Consider the following 18,108-nt stretch of genomic DNA (forward strand, 5'->3'; position numbering starts at 1 on the left):
CCCTCCAGCGGTCTAGACACTACACCTTGTGTCCGTCGGATACACAGAACCCAGGATGTTGTGACTTACAAAGGTGATATTCCCAGGTCGCGACCCTCCCTCCACGGCGTTTCGGGCGTGTCTCGGCGTGTCGCCGCAGCGCGTCCGAGAGAGACCTCGAGCACAGTGTGGCGGGCACCACCGACAACTTCGCGAGGTCACCGCGAGAACACCCTCCGGAGGGCCTGCGCGGGGAGCTCCGGGCGGGAAGAATGACTCCTCGTGCACCCGGTTCGCGCGATGCTTGCCGCACTGCTGGCACTGTCCCTGTGCGCCGCCTGCGACTCGCGCCGTGATTGCGAACCGATCTCCGCCCCGCTCGACGAGACGAGCACCGCGTGTCCCCGCTTCGGCATCAGCACCCCCGGTGGCCCGGTGGCCGTCGACGAGTACCGCGCGGTCACCGAGGCGGTCGGCACCGCCCCCGGCGCGGTGCTGTGGTTCGTCGACTTCCTCTCCCCGCCACCCCTCGGGGCCCTCGACATCGTGCGCGCCTCGGGCGCCGACCCGATCGTCACGTGGGAGCCCTGGTTGCAGCGCGACGACGGGACGTACGACCGGACGTCGATCTCGATGACCGACATCGCCGCGGGGATCCACGACGACCATCTCTACCGATGGGCGGACGAGCTCGCCGCCTGGGGCGGGACCGTGTTCCTGCGCTTCGCGCACGAGCCGAACGGCGACTGGTACCCCTGGGGTCCCGCCGGCGGTACCTCAGCGGAGACCTACGTCGCGGCGTGGCGGCATGTGCACGACCTGTTCGCCTCCAAGGGAGCCGTCAACGTGCGCTGGATCTGGACGGTCAACGCCCCGCACGAGGGCAGCAGCCCCATCGCCCCCCTGTATCCGGGCGACGGTTACGTCGATGTCATCGGGGTCGACGGCTACAACTGGGGCACCACCCGGCCGTGGAGTCGCTGGCAGTCCCCCGAGGATCTGTTCGGACCGACCTTCGACGAGCTCGGTCGGCTCGCCCCGGGTCGTCCCGTCGCAGTCACCGAGGTCGCGAGCGCGGAGGCCGGTGGGTCGAAGCCGGACTGGATCCGGGATCTGGTGGCTTACTTGGACAGTCACCCCGCGGTGACGACGTTCGTGTGGTTCCATCACAACAAGGAAACCGACTGGCGCCTGACCAGCACGGCCGAGTGTGCGGCGGCCCTGGACGACGCTCTGCACAGGAGACACACCGCACGATGACATCCGAGGCGCCGCTGCTCCCCGACCATCTCGAGGGCGAGCGCATGCGCGACGTCGAGCGGCTCGAGCTGCTCGACACCCCTCACGAAGAGCGCTTCGACAAGATCACCCGCATGGCGTGCCGCGTGTTCGGCGTCCCCATGGCGTCGGTGTCGCTGATGGACCACGACCGGCAGTGGTTCAAGTCGATCCTCGGACTGCAACTCTCCGAAGTTCCTCGCGAGAGGACGGTGTGCCGCACCACCATCGCGCGGGCGTACGAGCGGCCGGACGACCCCGCACTCGTCCTTCCCGATGCCGCAACCGATCCCGCCTTCATGGACATCCCCGGTATCGGTGGTGAGGGTGGGATCCGGTTCTACGCCGGTTATCCCCTGTTCGGCCCCACCGGTCACCCCGTGGGCACCTTCTGCATCTATGACACCGAGGAGAGGAGCCTCGATCCGGATCAGCTCGACACATTCGCGGAGCTGGCCGAGTGGGCTCAACGCGAACTCGATCGTTCCGACGAACTCGAGCGGGCCGCCGAGATCCAGCGGCAACTCCTGCCCCGGCCGCTCCCGGATCTTCCCGGTTACGGGATCGCCACGGTGTGCCTGCCCGCCTACATGGTGGGCGGCGACTTCTTCGACCACTACCGACTCCGCGACGGGGTCGTGATCACCGTCGCCGACGTCATGGGCAAAGGACTCGGTGCTGCGATACTGTCGTCGGCCGTACGTTCCTCGCTGCGCGGGGTCGGAAGAGTCTTCGACCGGTTCGGGCGGCCGGAAGGTGTCCTCGAGACCGGACTGGCGCTGTCGGTCGCCGCGGAACACCTCGCGGAGGACTTCGAGCACACCGGGACGTTCGTCACCGCCTTCGTCGCCGCGATCGACTTCTCGACGGGGCACATCGAGTTCGCCGATGCCGGCCACGGTCTGGCCGCGATCCGGCGTGCCGACGGCGAGGTCGAACCGCTCCACGGCGGCGGCCCTCCGCTCGGGATACTCCCCGAGACCACGTGGATATCGGCAACCGCGCAGCTGAATCCGGGCGACACTCTCGTGGTCTGCTCGGACGGTCTCCTCGACCTGCTCGACGAGCAGAGCGACCCTGCGGCACTGTGCCGATTCGTTGCGGCTCATACCACCCCGGAGGCACTGGTGGACGCTGCGCAAGCCTTGACGGAGAGCGAACCACCGCTCGACGACGTCACGGTCGTCGCGATACGACGGAACGAGGTGTTGTGAACGCCGTCACGAAAGAGGGCTACCCATCCCCGTTCCTGCGTGTCCTCATCGTCCTCACGGTCGTCGTCGGTCTGAACTACATCGTCTGGCGCTGGTTGTTCTCGGTGAATTGGGACGCCTGGTGGATCGCGGTGCCACTGGTGCTTGCCGAGACATACAGCCTGATCGACTCCTTGCTCTTCGCCTTGACGATGTGGCGGTTGCGGAGACGCCCCGAGCCGCCGGCGGCACCCGAAGGGATGACGGTCGACGTCTTCATCACCACCTACAACGAACCCGTCGACCTGGTGCTGCGCACTGCCGCAGCAGCAAAGCGGATCCGCTATCCGCACCGGACGTGGATCCTCGACGACGGAGCCCGGCCCGAACTCGCCGCGGCCGCAGTCGAACTCGGTGTCGACTATATGACGCGGGCGGCGAGCTGGACGAACAAGCCCCGTCATGCCAAGGCCGGCAATCTCATCAACGCCCTGCTGCACTCCGACGGCGAGTTCCTGTTGATCCTCGACGCCGACCAGGTGCCCGAACCCGAGATCCTCGACCGCACACTCGGATACTTCACCGACGAGAGCATGGCGCTGGTCCAGACCCCGCAGTACTTCACCAATGTCCCCGACTCCGATCCCCTCGGCAGTCAGGCCCCGTTGTTCTACGGCCCGATCCAGCAGGGCAAGGACGGCTGGAACGCGGCCTTCTTCTGCGGGTCCAACGCGATCTTGCGACGTGAAGCACTCATGCAGCTCGGCATCGCCGGCTACGTCCAGGCCGTCGAGGACGGTGTGGAACGCACCCTGCGCACCGCCGGAAAGGTGGTCGATCGCGCGCGCCGGAAGGTGCCCGCCGATCAGCCCGATGTGGCCGCGGCACTCGACTCGGTGCGCCGTGCCGTGCGCACGGCACGCAGCGAACTCCGGACCGGTGTGGCACTCGCCGACGTCACCTTCCGCTTCCAGCAGACGGTCGACGCCGCTGCACGCAGCATCGTCGACGCCGACTTCGGTGGTATCCGCGCCGATCTCGAGGAGATCGCCGCGCTCGACGCACACGGTACCGACGCGCTCACCATCGACGACACCGTGCTCGAACGCCTGGCCGATCGCGAATGGTCGCCGCTCGGTGCGCTCGAATCGATCCGCGCGATGATCCGCGCGGTCGACGTCGACCGCGCGGAGGAGGCCGAACCGATGCTCGCGTTGGCGACCATCTCCGTGACCGAGGACATGGCCACCTCGATGCGCCTGCACGGCGCCGGCTGGAAGTCCGTCTACCACCACGAGATCCTGGCCTACGGGCTGGCCCCGGAGGATCCGAAGACGATGGTCACCCAACGACTTCGCTGGGCGCAGGGCACGATCCAGGTGATGCTCCGGGAGAACCCGCTCGTCCAGAAGGGCATGACCGTCGCGCAGCGCCTGATGTACTGGTCGACGATGTGGAGTTATCTCTCCGGCTTCGCAGCCCTCGCCTATTTCGCCGCGCCGGTGATCTATCTCGTCTTCGGGATCCTGCCGGTCGAAGCGTTCAGCCTCGACTTCTTCGCGCGACTCGTCCCGTTCCTGATCCTCAGTCAGCTGCTGTTCTTCATCGTGGGCCGCGGCACACCGACCTGGCGGGGCCAGCAGTACAGCCTCGCGCTGTTCCCGGTGTGGATCAGGGCGTGCTGGACGGCCTTCCTCAACGTGTACTTCGACAAGCCGCTGGATTTCGCGGTCACCCCGAAGACGCGCCAGGGTGGCGAGGGTGTCCCCTGGTATCTGTTCCGTCAGCAACTGCTCGTCATGGCACTGCTGGTCGTGGCGGCGGTCGTCGGCGCGGTGCGGTTGTTCCTCGGCGACATCTCGGTTCTCGGCGTGACCGCGAACCTCGTCTGGGTCGTGTTCGACCTGTTGATTCTGTCGGTGGTGATCGGCGCGGCTCGCTACCGTGGACCCGAGAACGAAGGAGTTCGATGAGCCATTATGAAACCCGCACGGTCGGAACGAGCACCGTCGTGCAACCCACCGGTCGTCTGAACATGGTTGCGGCGCCACGCCTTCGCGAGCAGCTACGTGGTCTCGTCGAGAACGGATCCAGCCGGCTCGTGGTGGATCTCAGCCGGACCGACTTCATCGACTCCTCCGGTCTCGGCGCACTCGTCTCCGGGTTGAAGGCCGCCCGTCAGGCGGGCGGCGACCTGCGGATCGCCGCACCGACCGCCCAGGTACAGAGCGTCCTCGCGCTCACCCGGCTCGACCGGGTGCTGACGACACACGATTCCGCGGACACGGCGTTCGATGGCGACTGACCGGCCACCCGAAGCGCAACCGGCCCAGGGCCCCTCGATGCGGTGGGAGCTGTCGGCCACGACGAGTGAAGGCACCCTCGACAGGATCATGAACCTGGTCGCCGAGATGTTCGCCGCCGAGGAGCTCGACGAGTCCGACCGCATGCAGTTCGAGATCGCGGTCGCCGAGATCGGCGCGAACATCATCGAGCATGCCGGCCGGGGAGACGCGGTCTCGGTGACGCTGACCCTGGAACTCCATCCGGAGCGCCTGGAGGCCGTGTTCGTCGACGACGGCGCCCCGGCCCGGGTGGATCTGCGTTCGGTCGAACTTCCGGATGTCCTCGCCGAGCGCGGTCGAGGACTTGCCATCGCCCTCGCCGCGCTCGACGAACTTCGGTACCGGCGGCAGGCCGGCACCAATCGCTGGCTGTTGGTCTGTTACCGGTCCGACGCGTCAGGGCAGGCCGGGCAGTAGGTCGTCGAGGCGGGCCGGCAGGTTCCGGACCCGCACTCCGGTCGCGTGCCACAGGGCGTTGACGACCGCCGCGGCGCTGCCGACGATCCCGATCTCACCGATCCCCCGCGACCCCATGGGTGTCGCGTGGAGGTCCTCGTCGTCGAGCCAATCGGCTTCGATCCCACGGATGTCGGCGTGTGTCGGCACGTGGTATTCGGACAGGTCGTGGTTGACGACGTGCCCGAAACGCGCGTCGCGGATGCTCTCCTCGAACAGGGCCATCGAGATCCCGAACGACATCCCGCCGATGAACTGCGAACGCGCCGTACGTGGGTTGATCACCCGTCCCACGGAGAACAGACCGAACATCCGGGGCACCCGGATCTCGCCGGTGTCGGCGTCGACGTACACCTCTGCGAAGTGCACACCGAAGGACTGCGCGGTGTAGTGCTCGAGTTCGCGGTTCTCGGCTGCCGACGCGGACAGTTCGGCACCCACCGGTGGGTCGTCGCCGAAGCGTTTGCCGAATTGCTCTGCGGCCGTGACGATCGCGGTACCCCAGGACGAGGTGCCCGACGATCCGCCGGCCACCGTGCCGTTGGGCAGTGCGCTGTCGCCGATCTCGAGGTCCACGTCCTCCGGTCGGCATCCGAGTGCGTCGGCTGCGATGAGGGTCAGGGTCGTCCACGCACCCGTACCGAGGTCGGTGGCTCCGATGCGGACGGAGTAGCGCCCCTCCCCGAGGTGCCGGATCTGGGCTTCCGAACCGGGATTGACCATGTGGGGATAGGTCGCGACCGCCATGCCGGTACCGATCAGGGTGTTGCCCTGCCGCCGGGTGCCGGGTTCGCGGTCGGACGGATCCCATCCGAATCGCTGTGCTCCTTCGCGGAGGCATTCGACGAGCCGGCGCGACGACCACGGCTTTCCCGTCTCCGGATCGGACTCGGGTTCGTTGCGGATGCGCAGTTCGATCGGGTCGATCCCGAGTTCGGCGGCGAGTTCGTCCATCGCGACCTCGCCGGCGAACATGCCCGGCGCTTCGCCTGGGGCACGCATCCAGAACGGCGCCGGCACGTCGAGGGTGATCGCGCGATGCGACGTACGGGCGTTGGCGACGTCGTAGAGATTGCGCAGCGGCACCCCCGCCTGTTCGACGAATTCGGTGACCCGGGACGACTGGGCGAACGCCTCGTGCACGAGACCGGTGAGCCTGCCGTCGCGGTCGGCCGCGAGCCGGATGTGCGAAGCGGTCGGAGCGCGGTAACCGACGTAACCGAACATGTCGGGCCGGGAGACCGCGAACTTGACCGCCTTCCCCGGCAGGGCCCGCGCCGCGAGTCCGCCGAGGACGTCGTGCGCGTGAGGACCGCCCTTGGAACCGAATCCCCCACCGATGTACGGACAGACCACCCGCATCCGGGCCGCGTCGAGACCGAAGACCGGCGCGAGGGTCTCGACGACACCGTGCGGATGCTGCGTCGAGGTGCACAGCGTCAGGGTGTGTGCGTCGGTCTCACTGTTCGACGGCACGACGTCGTTCCGCCAGATCGCGACGACGGTGTGCGGTTCGAGCGGGTTGTTGTGTTCCTCGGGGGTGGAGTACCACTGATCGACGACCGTCTCGGCGCGGGCGAACGCCGCGTCGACGTCCCCTCGGTCGGTGTCGGGTTCGTAGCCGCCGTTGACGGTCTCGGGCGTGTACGCGTCGGGATGGTCGGCGCGGAAGAGCGCGTCGTGCGGTTCCTCGCTGTATTCGACCTTCAGGAGCGAGCATGCCTCCCGGGCGATCTCGAAGCTCTCCGCGACGACCGCGCCGATGATCTGGCCCCGGTACAGCACGTCGGGTGTCTGCAGGACGGAGTACTCGCCCTCGGCCTCTTCGGTGAGACGTGGGGCGTTCCAGGGAGTGAGGACCTTCAGCACCCCGGGCACCGCTTCTGCGGCGGCGGTGTCGATGCGGTCGACGCGTCCACGGGCGATGGTGGAGGTGAGCGGTACGAGGTAGGCGGGGTCGTCGACCGGGTGCTCGTAGGCGTACGGCGCCGTCCCGGCGACCTTCGCCGGTCCGTCGATTCGCGCGGTGGAGCGTCCACCTGCTCGGATCGGCTCGGGGCTCATGCGGATCCACCTCGTTCCCGTCGTTCGTCGAGTTCGCGCAGGGTCGCCACCACGGTGCGCCGCAGCAGCGGGATCTTGTAGGCGTTGCCGTCGAGGGGGCTCGCGTCGGCGAGTTCGGCCTCGGCCGCCGCGGCGAAGACCTCGTCGGAGGGCTGTTGCCCGAGGAGTGCTTCCTCCGCGCGGTGTGCCCGCCAGGGCCGGTGGGCGACCCCACCGAATGCGATGCGGCACCCGGTGATCGTCCCGTCCGCGACGGTCGTCTCGGCCGCTACGGAGACCAGCGCGAAGGCGTAGGACGCCCGGTCGCGCACCTTGCGATAGGTGGACAGCGAACTCTGCGCTGCGGGGATCTGTACGCCGACGATGAGGTCGTCGCGTTCGAGCACGGTGTCGCGCTCGGGTGTGTCGCCCGGGAGTCGGTAGAAGTCCTCCACCGCGATGGCGCGCTCACCGTCCGGGCCGAGAACGAGGACTTCGGCGTCGAGCGCGAGCAGGGCGACCGCCATATCGGACGGATGGGTGGCCACGCAGTGCTCCGAGGCGCCAAGGATCGCGTGGTAGCGGGTGTATCCGCCGATGGCGGAGCAGCCGCTGCCGGGTTCGCGCTTGTTGCAGGGGGTGCTCACGTCCCGGAAGTACGAGCACCGCGTGCGCTGGAGCAGGTTGCCGCCGGTGGTCGCGGTGTTCCGGAGCTGAGGTGAGGCACCGGCGAGCAGTGCGCGCGACAGCACCGGATAGTTGCGCCGCACGAAGGGATGCGCCGCGAGGTCGCTGTTGCGGACATTGGCGCCCACCCGGATTCCCCCGTCGGCGGTCTCCTCCACGGTGTCGAGCGGAAGGTGCGAGACGTCGACGAGGACGTCCGGGTTCGCGACGCCGAGTTTGAGGTGGTCGACCAGATTCGTGCCGCCCGCGAGGAAGACCGCACCCGGTGTCTCGTGCACGACGGCGACGGCGGCGGCGGGATCTGCCGGTCGCTCGTAACGGAGAGAACTCATCGCGTCTCCTCCGTATCGAGTCGGCTGTCGCCTGCACCGATTCGGCTGTCGCCGGCGGCGACGGTGCGGATCGCCGAGACGATGTTGGGATAGGCGGCGCAGCGGCACAGATTGCCGCTCATGCGTTCCCGGATCTCGTCGTCGTCGAGTTCGGGTGCCCGGTCGAGATCGGCCGTGACGTGACTCGGTGCCCCGTCGGCGAACTCGTCGAGCATGCCGACGGCCGAACAGATCTGGCCGGGGGTGCAGTAGCCGCACTGGAAGGCGTCGTCCTCGATGAACTGCGCCTGGAGCGGATGCATCTCCCCGTCGCCGAGTCCGGCGGCGGTGACGATCTCGGCGCCGTCGTGCGAGGCGGCGAGGGCCAGGCACGAGAGGATGCGCCGGCCGTCGATCAGCACGGTGCACGCTCCGCACTGACCGAGATCGCATCCCTTCTTCGGGGACGTGATCCCGAGGCGGTCGCGCAGTGCGTCGAGCACGGTGGTGCGGACGTCGATCGGGACGCGACGCTCCACCCCGTCGACGTGGAGAACTATGTCGAGATCGGGTCGGTGGCCGGTATCGGTCCTCGTATCCCCGCTTGTCATGGGCAAACCTCCGAACAGTGGGCTGTGTTCGGGGCATTCCCGCTGCAGGCGTCATCGAACCGTCGAGATGCGACGAGCGGAGCGTCCGCGGCTCGGCCGGACCCTGCGGATACGCGCGGTGCCGGAGACCTCGCGGGTCTCCGGCACCGGGGTGTCGGTCGGTCCGCCGGCCGCTCTCGGTGCCGGCGGTACCGGCAGGGACGACGGACGTCTCGATCAGGCGTTGGCGAGCACCTTGGTGGCGTCGGCCAGTGCGGTGACGACCGCTGCGATCTGCTGCGCGGTCTCGGCGTGCTCCTTGGCGTGCACGCCACCGAACTTGCCGAAGGTCTCGCCGATCGACAGCGAGCCGCCCTCGACGATCGTTCCGCCGGCGATGCCGATGGCCTTGACCGCGTCCTCGAGCGCCCACTTCGCAGCGTTCTGGCTGGGCGACTGGCTGACGATGGCGACGGGCTTGCCGCTCAGTGCGCCGGCACCGTAGGGGCGCGACAGCCAGTCGACGGCGTTCTTGAGCACCGCGGAGACGGTGCCGTTGTACTCGGGGGTGACGACCAGCACGGCATCGACCTCGGCAGCGGCGTCACGCAGGGCCACGGCAGCAGCGGGGGCAGCCTCGCCGTCGAGATCCTCGTTGTAGAAGGGAACGTCGGCGAGGCCCTCGTAGAGGGTCACCTCGACGTTCTCGGCAGCGACCGCAGCGGCGGTCTCGGCGAGCTGGCGGGAGACGGAGCCGTCACGCAGGCTGCCGACGAGGGCGAGAACTCGGGTCATGGGAACATCCTCGGGTCGAAGTGGTTGACTACGCAATGTTAAACGGACCGCGGTCCGCTTTATTCCTCGCCCCGCTAGAGTGTGACCTTGTGAACACTCGCCCCCTCCCACACGCGGACGGTCGGGCGCTGCCTGCGGCGAACAGCCGGGCCCTTCCTCTGGCGGACGAGCGACTCTCCGAACGGGGCGACGCAGCGCGCAATCGTTCCCGTCTGCTCGACGCCGCCGCCCTGCTCGTCGCCGAGCGCGGCGTCGACGCCGTGACGATGGACGCCGTCGCGGCGCGGGCCGGGGTCGGCAAGGGCACCGTCTTCCGCAGGTTCGGCTCCCGCGCCGGGCTCGTCCGGGCACTGCTCGACCACAGCGAGCGCGAGTTCCAGCAGGGTTTCCTGTTCGGCCCGCCGCCGCTCGGCCCGGACGCCGATCCCCTGGACCGGCTCATCGCCTTCGGTCGTGCGCGCATCGAACTCGTCGAGGTGCAGGGCGAACTGCTCCGCGCGGCCGAATCCGCCACCGACTCCCGCTACACCGCTCCCGCCCACCTGGTCTCGCTCGCCCACATCGACGCGTTGTTGCGTGCCGCCGGAGTCGCCGGCGACACCCGATTGCTGGCGACCTCGCTGGTCGCGTCGCTCGAGGCCACCCTCGTGCTCCACCAGTGGCGCGAGCTGGGACATCCGCTCCGCCGACTCGCCGACAACTGGGCCGAACTGGCACACCGTGTCGTGACCGGCCGAGGTATCCACGAAACCGGGTCGAGCGCCGTACCGTAACGGCATGATTCGCACATTCCGGGTGCTCACGGTCGTCTCCCTGGCGGCGATGGCTGCCGCGTGCACCACCGAGTCGGATTCGGCCGACGGCAACTCCGCCGAGGACCTCACCGGCCGCACCTTCGTCTCGACGAGCGTGACCGGCACGCAGATTCCGGGCGACGGACCGATGGTCGTCGAGTTCCCGGAGGACGGACGCATCTCCGCGACCGCCGGCTGCAACCGCTTCGTCGGCGGCGTGGACCTGGCCGACGGCCGAGTGAAGGCATCGGACCTGGCGAGCACGATGATGGCCTGCCTGCCGGAACGCGAGGGAGCCGACGCCTGGCTCACAACGCTGTTCGACGCCGAGCCGCGCTGGTCGCTCGACGGGAACACCTTCACGCTCACCGGCGACGACATCACGGTCTCGCTCGAGGACGAGAAGGTCGTCGACCCCGATCTGCCGATCACCGGCACCGAGTGGGTGGTGACCTCGCTGCGCACCGCCGACGCCGTCGTCAGGTCGGTCGCCCTGGAGAACGCCGCGCCGACACTCACCCTGGCCGACGACGGCACCCTCACCGGGAACACGGGGTGCAACGAGTTCGGCGGCAGCGCCGAGGTCGGCGACGATGTCATCCTGTTCGAACCGCTCACCATGACCCGCGCGGCGTGCGCCGATCCCGAGCTCGCCGACATCGAGACGCACGTCCTGAACGTGCTCGCAGGTGAGACCACCTACACCGTCCAAGGCTCGTCGATGACCCTCACCGCGGCGAACGGCACCGACGGACTGGAGTTCACGGCCCGCTGATCCCTCCTCGGTACCGTGAGACCCATGCCGGGAGCAGTCCGCGTGGTCGTCGTCCTCGCACTCGGTGCGCTGCTGTCCGGGTGCGGAATGTTCGGGTCGTCGCCGTCCGACCCGATCGGTCGCCGTTACGTCTCGACCCAGGTCGAGGGGCGGCCGATCCCCGGCGGCGGTCCGCTCCAGCTGTCGTTCCCCGCCCGGGAGCGGGTCGCGGCGTCCGCCGGATGCAACCGGTTCACCGGCACCGCCGACCTGTCCGGGAGCAGGATCCGCGCCGGGACGCTCGCGTCCACGAGAATGGCGTGTCCTCCCCCGCGCGACGGCGCCGACGACTGGGTACGGACGCTGTTCGCGGGCACACCCCGGTGGACTCTCGACGGGGAGGTGCTCACCCTGACCACCGGCGCGGTGACCGTCACCCTCACCGAACGTACGGACGGGCGCTGAGATCGTTCGAGGGCGAATCGTTCAGTAACGCTCGACGAGCCAGCGGGCGAGTTCCTGTGCGCTGCGGTCGACCTGCTTCGGCCAGTCGAGCGCCGAATCGTCGGCCCGGTCGCTCACGTGCTTGACGAGCCGGCACCGCGCGCCCATGCGGCGGGCGGCACAGGCGACCGCGAAGCCCTCCATGTCGACGAGATCGGCGCGCGCGGACAGCGCGTCGCGGATCTGGGCGTCCGAGACGAACGAATCACCGGTGGCGAGCACGCTGCCGTCACCGTCGTCGATCTGCACGACGTCCTGCACAGGGTGACCGAGGCTCTTCAGGATCTCGCTGCTGATGTCGTGGTTGATCGCGGCGGACGGCAGGAACAGTCCCGAGTGGTGGGTGTGCAATGCGCCGGCGGTGCCGATGTTCACGACGAGCGGCCGCGTGTCGGCCGGATACGCCGCGAGCGCCGCGGTGACGGCCACCGCTGCGTCGACCTTCCCGATCCCGGTGATCACCGTCTCGTAGCGTTCCGGGACGTGCGCCGCCTCGGCGCGGGTTGCGGATACGACGAGGATCCCGTTCACGTACTGCCTCCGAGTTCGAGGGTCGCGAGTGCCGCCCGGTGCAGCTCCCGCCCGTACCCGGCACCGTATCCCGCGGCGTGCACCGCCAGTGGATGCAGCTGGTGCACGGGCACCCGATGCTCCCACCCGACGCGTAGCGGATGCGCCGACTCGTAGCCGTCGACGACCCGGCCCAGGTGCGGGCAACCGAAGAGCGCGAGCATCGCCAGATCCGTTTCGCGGTGGCCGCCGTGCGCGGCCGGGTCGATGAGGACGACGCCGCGCGGCGACCACAGCACGTTGCCGTTCCACAGGTCTCCGTGCAGGCGCGAGGGCGGATCCTCGTCGTCGAAGGCTCCCGCGGCGACGAGATCGCACGCGGCCTCGATGTCGTGGCACTGACGGTCGGTGACGCTGCCCGCCTCGACCGCGATGCGCAGGAAGGGCAGCACCCGCTCTGCGATGTAGAACGATCCCCAGGTGTCGTGCACGGTGCGGCTCATGGGGCGGCGGCCGATGAACAGCTGTCCGTCGTAATCGTCGGGTGCCGCGCCGAAACCGGCGGCGCCCACGTCGTGCATCCGGGCGAGTGCCGCACCGAACTCCCGCGCGGCCGCGGCGGACGGGGACGCCTCGACGATGCGCTCGAGTTCGATGTGGTGCCGGCTCACCGACCGCACCGCCGCCACCGGCATACCGGCCTCGGCGAGCCAGGAAAGACCGGCCGCTTCGGCCCGGAAGAAATCCGGATGCGCGTGCGGGTCGTGTTTGCGGAAGACGTCTCCGGTGCTCACCCCGAAGAGTCTGCCCGACCGCACACTTCGCCCCGCCCTCTTCTCCGTTGTATCGCAGCAGTAACACGGGAACGCTAGGGTCGTGAAGATGACGAACCTTCGCGATCGGATCATCGAAGAACTCGGGGTGAAACCCTCCATCGACCCACGCGCCGAGATCGACGCGCGGGTGCAGTTTCTCGCCGACTACCTGCGCAGCACTCCCGCGAAGGGATTCGTGCTCGGCATCAGCGGCGGGCAGGACAGCACCCTCGCCGGCAAGCTCGCCCAGCTCGCCGCGGAGAAGCTCCGCGCCGAGGGCCACACGGCGGAGTTCGTCGCGGTCCGCCTGCCCTACGGCAAGCAGGCCGACGAGCACGACGCCCTCGTCGCATTGGAATTCATCGGAGCCGACCGCACTCTCGGTGTGGATGTGAAGCCCGGCGCCGACGCGACCGCCTCGGAAGCGGCTCGCGCGCTGTACGGCACCGAGACCCGTCTGCGCGACTTCGTGCGCGGCAACATCAAGGCCCGCGAACGCATGATGATCCAGTACGCGATCGCCGGAGAACTCGGCTACCTTGTGGTCGGCACCGACCACGCCGCCGAAGCGGTGACCGGCTTCTACACCAAGTACGGCGACGGCGGCGTCGACATCACTCCCCTGGCCGGTCTCACGAAGCGGCAGGGTGCGGCGCTGCTGCGCGAACTCGAAGCACCCGAGAGCACCTGGATCAAGATCCCCACCGCCGATCTCGAGGACGACCGTCCCGCGCTGCCCGACGAGGAAGCGCTCGGCATGACCTACAGCGAGATCGACGACTATCTCGAGGGCAAGGACGTCACCGACGACCTCGCCAAGCGCCTCGAGGCCAAGTTCCTCGACACGCGGCACAAGCGCGTGATGCCCGTGGCGCCCTTCGACACCTGGTGGCGCGAGGGTTAGCCACCCGCGAAGGGCGGCAGGACGTCCACTCGGGACCCGGCCGGCCGGCCGAGGTCCCGGGTGAGTTCGCCCGTGCCGCCGTCACCGGGTTCGAGCAGGAAGGCCGCCACCGACAGGACCCGCTCCATATCGGCGCCGTAGCGGTCGACGAGGACCGCGCGCAGCGCGCCGAGATCGGCGCCCTCCGGCAGGTCGATCGTGTCCTTCTCGCGTCCGGCCGCATCCGCTGCGGCCGCGAAGTACCGCACCTCGATCCCGGTCGTCACCTCAGCCACCGATAGCTCCCATGCTCCGCTGCGGCGGCGCGAAGTCCGCCGCGTCCATGCCGTGTCCGGCCCACTTGTTCCACATCGCCCCGCGCCACAGCGCGGCGAGTTCGTCGTCGGTGGCGCCGCCCCGCAGAGCGGCGCGCAGGTCGGTCTCCCGGTCGCTGAACAGGCAGGACCGGACCGTTCCCTCGGCCGTCAACCGCGTGCGGTCGCAGTCGCTGCAGAACGACCGCGTCACCGACGCGATGATGCCGACGGTCGCCGGTCCGCCGTCGACGAGCCAGCGTTCGGCCGGCGCGGACGGGTCCTCGCGTTCGGTCTCCGTGAGCGTGAACCGCTGCCCGAGCACGTCGAGCAACTGCTGGGCCGGCACCATCTGCGAGCGCGCCCAGTTCTGATCGGCGTCGAGAGGCATCTGCTCGATGAACCGCAGTTCCACGCCCTCGTCGAGGCACCACGCGAGCAGGTCGGCCGCGCCGTCGAGGGTCTCCGGCATCAGGACGGCGTTGACCTTGACCCGTCCCAGCCCGGCGGCCACCGCGGCGCGGATGCCGTCGAGCACCGAATCGAGCCGGTCGCGGCGCGTGAGCCGCGCGAAGTGCTCGCGGTCGATGGTGTCGAGGGAGATGTTCACGCGGGTCAGTCCGGCGTCCGCCAGCGCCCGCGCACGGTGCCGGAGACCGACCGCATTGGTGGTCAGCGCGATCGGCAGCCCCGGGGTTTGCTGCGCACATCCGGCGACGATCTCCTCGAGATCGCGGCGCATGAGCGGTTCCCCACCGGTGAAGCGCACCTCGTGGACACCGAGTCGACCGGTCGCGATGCCCACCAGACGCACGATCTCGGCGCTTGTGAGCAGCTGGTCGCGCGGAATCTCCGGAAGTCCCTCGGCCGGCATGCAGTAGGTGCAGCGCAACGAGCACTTCTCGGTGAGGGACACACGTAGGTCGCGGGCGATGCGCCCGAAGCGATCGAGCAGCTCGGGCACGTCGGGCCGATCGGACACGTCGTCTGCGCGATCGCGCACGACCGGGATGCCCATGTCCACCGCTGTCATACGACCATCGCTTTCATACAGCCCAGTATGCCCACAACCGCCGACCGTGACATCGCATCCGGACAGACGGGGCACACGCGGCGCGTCGTCGGCGGCGGGACACGGCCCCCGTGTGCCTAGGATGGCGGCATGACGAGCGGCAGGCGGTCCGTGGAGGAACACGAACAGCACGTGGCGGCGTTGCTCGACCCGTTGCGGAAGAAGAGCCCGTTGCGTGTGCCGCTCGCGCACGCGCTGCACCGCACCCTCGCGGAGGACATCGAGTCGCCGCTGGACCTGCCGCCCTTCCGCAACTCCCAGATGGACGGCTACGCGGTCCGCGCCGGCGATCTCGCGTCGACCCCCACCGACCTGCCCGTCCAGGGCGTGCTGGCTGCGGGCGACACCGTCGCGGCACTCGAACCGGGACACGCGCTGAAGATCATGACGGGCGCGCCCGTCCCGGACGGCGCCGACGCCGTCGTCCCGGTCGAGGACACCCGTGCGACCACTCCCGACTCGGACGGCGTCGGCACGGTGACCGTGGAGCGCAGCGTCACGCCCGGCACCTATGTGCGTGAGGCGGGAACCGATGTCCGCAAGGGCGATCTGCTGCTTCCCGCGGGCACGGTCCTCGCTGCCCGTCACATCGCCGCGCTCGCCGCCGTCGGCCTGACCTCGATCCCCGTCCGCGCACGACCGCGGGTCGCGATCATCTCGACCGGCAGCGAACTCGTCACCGCAGGGAGCGAACTCGGGCCGGGCCAGATCTTCAACTCGAACGGACCGGCGCTGGCCGCGAGCGCGTCGGCCAACGGTGCCGACGTCGTGACCATCGACCACTGCCACGACGATCCGGAGGAGTTCGTGACGATGCTCGAACACGCCGTGGGCGTCGCCGACGTCGTGTTCACCTCGGGCGGAGTGTCGAAAGGCGACTTCGAGGTCGTGAAGGACACGCTCGCGCCGCGGGGCGGGCAGTTCGTCTCGGTGGCGATGCAGCCGGGCGGCCCTCAGGGCACCGCCGTGGTCGACGGCGTGCCGATCCTGACCTTCCCCGGCAATCCCGTCAGCGCGCTCGTCTCGTTCGAGGTGTTCGCGCGACCTGCACTGCGGGCCGCCGCCGGCTATCCGCCCGTCGTGTGCGAGAGCCTGCCGCTCACCGAGGATCTCACGTCGATCCCGGGACGCCGGCAGTTCCTGCGCGGGCGACTCGACGAGAACGGGGTGACCCCCTTCCGCGGGCACGGGTCGCATCTCGTCGCCGGACTCGCCGCCGCCGACGTGCTCCTCGACATCCCCGCCGACACCACCTCCCTCGAAGCCGGAGACCTCGTGAAAGTACGGATCCTGTGACCGACCTCAGCCACCTGGACGACCAGGGACGCGCCCGCATGGTGGACGTCTCCTCGAAGACCGACACCACACGGATCGCCGTGGCGGCAGGCGAACTCGTCACCACTCCCGAGGTGGTCGCGCTCGTCCGCGCCGACGACATGCCCAAGGCCGACGTCCTGGCCACGGCCCGCATCGCCGGCATCGCGGCGGCGAAACGCACCTGGGAGCTCATCCCCCTGTGCCACCAGCTGGCGCTGTCGTCGGTGAAGGTGATGTTCGACTTCACCGACACCTCGATCACGATCGAGGCCACCGCGAAGACCAAGGGCCCGACCGGAGTCGAGATGGAGGCGCTCACCGCGGTCGCCGTCGCCGGCCTGACCCTGCACGACATGGTCAAGGCTGTGGATCCGGCCGCCGTTCTCGACGGTGTGCGGTTGATCTCGAAGGAGGGCGGCAAGCGCGGCCACTGGACCCGCGACGACGCACCCGGCCGGGACGAGACCACCGGCACCGACGAACAGCCCGTGGAGGAGACCGGACGCTCCGCCGCGGTGGTCGTCGCGTCGACCGGTGTCGCCGCGGGCACCCGCGAGGACCGCACCGGACCGCTCATCCGGTCGTGGCTCGAGGACAAGGGATTCACGGTCCGCGGCCCCCTCGTCCACGCGGACGCCGACATCGCGGCAGGTCTCGCCGACGCGGTCCGTCCCGGCCCTGCCCTGGTCGTCACGACCGGCGGAACCGGGGCGTCGCCGACCGACGCGACCCCCGAAGCGACTCTCGCCCTGCTCGATCGTGAACTGCCCGGCATCGCGGAGTCGATCCGGCAGCGCGGACTCGAGGTCACCCCGCACGCCGTGCTCTCGCGCGGCGTCGCCGGTCTCGTCGGCCACACGGTCGTCGTGAACCTGCCCGGCTCGCCCGGCGGGGTGAAGGACGGTCTCGCCGCCCTCGACCCGATCCTCGACCATCTGTTGGCACAAGTCGCAGGAGGCGGCGCTCATGAGTGAACTACTGGCCCGGATCTCCTCGGAGCCGCTCGATCCCGCAGCGGTGGACGCCGCGGTGGCAGGCGCCGAACACGGTGCGGTGGTGCTCTTCACCGGTGTCGTCCGCAATCACGACGGTGGACAGTCGGTGACCGCGCTACAGTACCAGGCCCACCCGGATGCCGAAGCGTTCCTGCGGCGGTGCTGCGAGGACGTCGCGATGAAGTCCGGGCTCCCGGTCGCGGCGGTGCACCGAGTGGGCGATCTCACCATCGGCGATCTCGCGCTGGTCGCGGCGGTCGCCGCCCCGCACCGCGCCGAAGCCTTCGCCACCTGCGCCGAACTGGTGGAACGTATCAAGGCCGAGGTGCCGATCTGGAAGCGTCAGCACTTCACCGAGGGCGCCTCGGAATGGGTAGGTCTGTAGTCACATCAGGGGACCGACGCACCCCGTGCGGTAGGGTGACATGGTTCGGGCGTCACGACGACGCCCACCGTCGTGGGATACCGGCGGC

General features: G+C 69.3%; 20 protein-coding genes. 12 read left to right on the forward strand and 8 right to left on the reverse strand.

Translation table 11 applies throughout. From position 1 onward, the window contains the following. Window positions 1–279 precede the first annotated feature (279 nt). The 5 genes from ACWPOC_RS17165 to ACWPOC_RS17185 are packed head-to-tail and all read left to right on the forward strand — an operon-like array spanning window position 280 to window position 5,212. Window positions 280–1,239: a glycoside hydrolase family 26 protein gene (locus tag ACWPOC_RS17165; RefSeq protein ID WP_455409035.1), complete on the forward strand. Its 960-nt coding sequence runs from the start codon at window positions 280–282 to the stop codon at window positions 1,237–1,239. Continuing rightward, window positions 1,236–2,471, forward strand: coding sequence for a PP2C family protein-serine/threonine phosphatase (locus ACWPOC_RS17170; RefSeq protein ID WP_106199295.1), 1,236 nt, complete (start codon window positions 1,236–1,238; stop codon window positions 2,469–2,471). The genes ACWPOC_RS17165 and ACWPOC_RS17170 overlap by 4 nt, the downstream gene beginning before the upstream one ends. Beyond that, the gene (locus tag ACWPOC_RS17175) at window positions 2,468–4,423 is read left to right on the forward strand and encodes a glycosyltransferase family 2 protein (protein ID WP_455409003.1); all 1,956 of its coding nucleotides are present in this window, start codon (window positions 2,468–2,470) and stop codon (window positions 4,421–4,423) included. The genes ACWPOC_RS17170 and ACWPOC_RS17175 overlap by 4 nt, the downstream gene beginning before the upstream one ends. Beyond that, complete coding sequence (locus ACWPOC_RS17180) at window positions 4,420–4,755, forward strand: STAS domain-containing protein (RefSeq protein WP_455409004.1); 336 nt, start codon at window positions 4,420–4,422, stop codon at window positions 4,753–4,755. Before ACWPOC_RS17175 ends, ACWPOC_RS17180 begins: the two co-directional genes overlap by 4 nt. Next, window positions 4,745–5,212: an ATP-binding protein gene (locus ACWPOC_RS17185; RefSeq protein WP_455409005.1), complete on the forward strand. Its 468-nt coding sequence runs from the start codon at window positions 4,745–4,747 to the stop codon at window positions 5,210–5,212. Before ACWPOC_RS17180 ends, ACWPOC_RS17185 begins: the two co-directional genes overlap by 11 nt. Here ACWPOC_RS17185 and ACWPOC_RS17190 read toward each other — a convergent pair. From ACWPOC_RS17190 to ACWPOC_RS17205, 4 genes are all read right to left on the reverse strand, one after another. After that, window positions 5,192–7,315, reverse strand: coding sequence for a xanthine dehydrogenase family protein molybdopterin-binding subunit (locus ACWPOC_RS17190; protein WP_455409006.1), 2,124 nt, complete (start codon window positions 7,313–7,315; stop codon window positions 5,192–5,194). The genes ACWPOC_RS17185 and ACWPOC_RS17190 overlap by 21 nt on opposite strands. Beyond that, a complete protein-coding gene (locus ACWPOC_RS17195; RefSeq protein WP_455409007.1) occupies window positions 7,312–8,313 on the reverse strand; it encodes an FAD binding domain-containing protein in 1,002 nt (333 codons plus the stop codon). Before ACWPOC_RS17195 ends, ACWPOC_RS17190 begins: the two co-directional genes overlap by 4 nt. Then, window positions 8,310–8,903, reverse strand: coding sequence for a 2Fe-2S iron-sulfur cluster-binding protein (locus ACWPOC_RS17200; protein WP_455409008.1), 594 nt, complete (start codon window positions 8,901–8,903; stop codon window positions 8,310–8,312). Before ACWPOC_RS17200 ends, ACWPOC_RS17195 begins: the two co-directional genes overlap by 4 nt. A 216-nt stretch (window positions 8,904–9,119) precedes the next feature. After that, window positions 9,120–9,677, reverse strand: coding sequence for an NAD(P)H-dependent oxidoreductase (locus ACWPOC_RS17205; RefSeq protein ID WP_060651405.1), 558 nt, complete (start codon window positions 9,675–9,677; stop codon window positions 9,120–9,122). A gap of 89 nt (window positions 9,678–9,766) precedes the next feature. Between ACWPOC_RS17205 and ACWPOC_RS17210 the strand changes: the two genes are divergently transcribed. From ACWPOC_RS17210 to ACWPOC_RS17220, 3 genes are read left to right on the forward strand one after another with little or no spacing between them, the layout of a single operon-like run. Beyond that, complete coding sequence (locus tag ACWPOC_RS17210) at window positions 9,767–10,450, forward strand: TetR/AcrR family transcriptional regulator (protein WP_271036746.1); 684 nt, start codon at window positions 9,767–9,769, stop codon at window positions 10,448–10,450. Between the two features lie 4 nt (window positions 10,451–10,454). Next, entirely contained in the window at window positions 10,455–11,246 is a 792-nt protein-coding gene (locus ACWPOC_RS17215) for an META domain-containing protein (RefSeq protein ID WP_455409009.1), read from the forward strand. 24 nt (window positions 11,247–11,270) lie between these two features. Beyond that, the gene (locus ACWPOC_RS17220) at window positions 11,271–11,690 is read left to right on the forward strand and encodes an META domain-containing protein (RefSeq protein ID WP_455409010.1); all 420 of its coding nucleotides are present in this window, start codon (window positions 11,271–11,273) and stop codon (window positions 11,688–11,690) included. Window positions 11,691–11,711: 21 nt separating this feature from the next. Here ACWPOC_RS17220 and ACWPOC_RS17225 read toward each other — a convergent pair whose 3' ends face one another. Continuing rightward, entirely contained in the window at window positions 11,712–12,260 is a 549-nt protein-coding gene (locus tag ACWPOC_RS17225; protein ID WP_455409011.1) for a nucleosidase, read from the reverse strand. After that, a complete protein-coding gene (locus ACWPOC_RS17230; protein WP_455409012.1) occupies window positions 12,257–13,057 on the reverse strand; it encodes a fructosamine kinase family protein in 801 nt (266 codons plus the stop codon). Before ACWPOC_RS17230 ends, ACWPOC_RS17225 begins: the two co-directional genes overlap by 4 nt. 64 nt (window positions 13,058–13,121) lie before the next feature. Between ACWPOC_RS17230 and nadE the strand changes: the two genes are divergently transcribed. After that, on the forward strand, window positions 13,122–13,958 hold the full coding sequence (nadE, locus tag ACWPOC_RS17235; RefSeq protein ID WP_455409013.1) for an ammonia-dependent NAD(+) synthetase: 837 nt from the start codon (window positions 13,122–13,124) through the stop codon (window positions 13,956–13,958). Here the strand turns inward: nadE and ACWPOC_RS17240 are convergent. Beyond that, a complete protein-coding gene (locus ACWPOC_RS17240; protein WP_397518282.1) occupies window positions 13,955–14,233 on the reverse strand; it encodes a MoaD/ThiS family protein in 279 nt (92 codons plus the stop codon). The genes nadE and ACWPOC_RS17240 overlap by 4 nt on opposite strands. Next, on the reverse strand, window positions 14,226–15,284 hold the full coding sequence (gene moaA / locus ACWPOC_RS17245; RefSeq protein ID WP_455409014.1) for a GTP 3',8-cyclase MoaA: 1,059 nt from the start codon (window positions 15,282–15,284) through the stop codon (window positions 14,226–14,228). The genes ACWPOC_RS17240 and moaA overlap by 8 nt, the downstream gene beginning before the upstream one ends. A gap of 129 nt (window positions 15,285–15,413) precedes the next feature. On the opposite strand from moaA, the gene ACWPOC_RS17250 reads away from it, so the two are divergent. The 3 genes from ACWPOC_RS17250 to ACWPOC_RS17260 are packed head-to-tail and all read left to right on the forward strand — an operon-like array spanning window position 15,414 to window position 18,020. Beyond that, a complete protein-coding gene (locus tag ACWPOC_RS17250; RefSeq protein ID WP_159417927.1) occupies window positions 15,414–16,619 on the forward strand; it encodes a molybdopterin molybdotransferase MoeA in 1,206 nt (401 codons plus the stop codon). Beyond that, the gene (moaCB, locus tag ACWPOC_RS17255) at window positions 16,616–17,614 is read left to right on the forward strand and encodes a bifunctional molybdenum cofactor biosynthesis protein MoaC/MoaB (RefSeq protein ID WP_159417926.1); all 999 of its coding nucleotides are present in this window, start codon (window positions 16,616–16,618) and stop codon (window positions 17,612–17,614) included. The genes ACWPOC_RS17250 and moaCB overlap by 4 nt, the downstream gene beginning before the upstream one ends. After that, window positions 17,607–18,020 carry a molybdenum cofactor biosynthesis protein MoaE gene (locus tag ACWPOC_RS17260; RefSeq protein WP_120279800.1) on the forward strand — a complete coding sequence of 138 codons (414 nt, stop codon included), beginning with the start codon at window positions 17,607–17,609 and terminating at the stop codon, window positions 18,018–18,020. Before moaCB ends, ACWPOC_RS17260 begins: the two co-directional genes overlap by 8 nt. The last annotated feature ends 88 nt before the right edge of the window (window positions 18,021–18,108 follow it).

Source organism: Rhodococcus sp. 5G237 (assembly GCF_053764735.1).

What these genes read in the sequence shown, in the direction of transcription:
- ACWPOC_RS17180 (WP_455409004.1), top strand. Translation starts at nt 4,420, where the DNA reads ATGAGCCATTATGAAACCCGCACGGTCGGAACGAGCACCGTCGTGCAA.
- ACWPOC_RS17170 (WP_106199295.1), top strand. Translation starts at nt 1,236, where the DNA reads ATGACATCCGAGGCGCCGCTGCTCCCCGACCATCTCGAGGGCGAGCGC.
- ACWPOC_RS17215 (WP_455409009.1), top strand. Translation starts at nt 10,455, where the DNA reads ATGATTCGCACATTCCGGGTGCTCACGGTCGTCTCCCTGGCGGCGATG.
- ACWPOC_RS17220 (WP_455409010.1), top strand. Translation starts at nt 11,271, where the DNA reads ATGCCGGGAGCAGTCCGCGTGGTCGTCGTCCTCGCACTCGGTGCGCTG.
- ACWPOC_RS17200 (WP_455409008.1), bottom strand. Translation starts at nt 8,903, where the DNA reads ATGACAAGCGGGGATACGAGGACCGATACCGGCCACCGACCCGATCTC.
- ACWPOC_RS17205 (WP_060651405.1), bottom strand. Translation starts at nt 9,677, where the DNA reads ATGACCCGAGTTCTCGCCCTCGTCGGCAGCCTGCGTGACGGCTCCGTC.
- ACWPOC_RS17195 (WP_455409007.1), bottom strand. Translation starts at nt 8,313, where the DNA reads ATGAGTTCTCTCCGTTACGAGCGACCGGCAGATCCCGCCGCCGCCGTC.
- ACWPOC_RS17260 (WP_120279800.1), top strand. Translation starts at nt 17,607, where the DNA reads ATGAGTGAACTACTGGCCCGGATCTCCTCGGAGCCGCTCGATCCCGCA.
- ACWPOC_RS17185 (WP_455409005.1), top strand. Translation starts at nt 4,745, where the DNA reads ATGGCGACTGACCGGCCACCCGAAGCGCAACCGGCCCAGGGCCCCTCG.
- ACWPOC_RS17190 (WP_455409006.1), bottom strand. Translation starts at nt 7,315, where the DNA reads ATGAGCCCCGAGCCGATCCGAGCAGGTGGACGCTCCACCGCGCGAATC.
- moaA (WP_455409014.1), bottom strand. Translation starts at nt 15,284, where the DNA reads ATGACAGCGGTGGACATGGGCATCCCGGTCGTGCGCGATCGCGCAGAC.
- ACWPOC_RS17250 (WP_159417927.1), top strand. Translation starts at nt 15,414, where the DNA reads ATGACGAGCGGCAGGCGGTCCGTGGAGGAACACGAACAGCACGTGGCG.
- nadE (WP_455409013.1), top strand. Translation starts at nt 13,122, where the DNA reads ATGACGAACCTTCGCGATCGGATCATCGAAGAACTCGGGGTGAAACCC.
- ACWPOC_RS17165 (WP_455409035.1), top strand. Translation starts at nt 280, where the DNA reads ATGCTTGCCGCACTGCTGGCACTGTCCCTGTGCGCCGCCTGCGACTCG.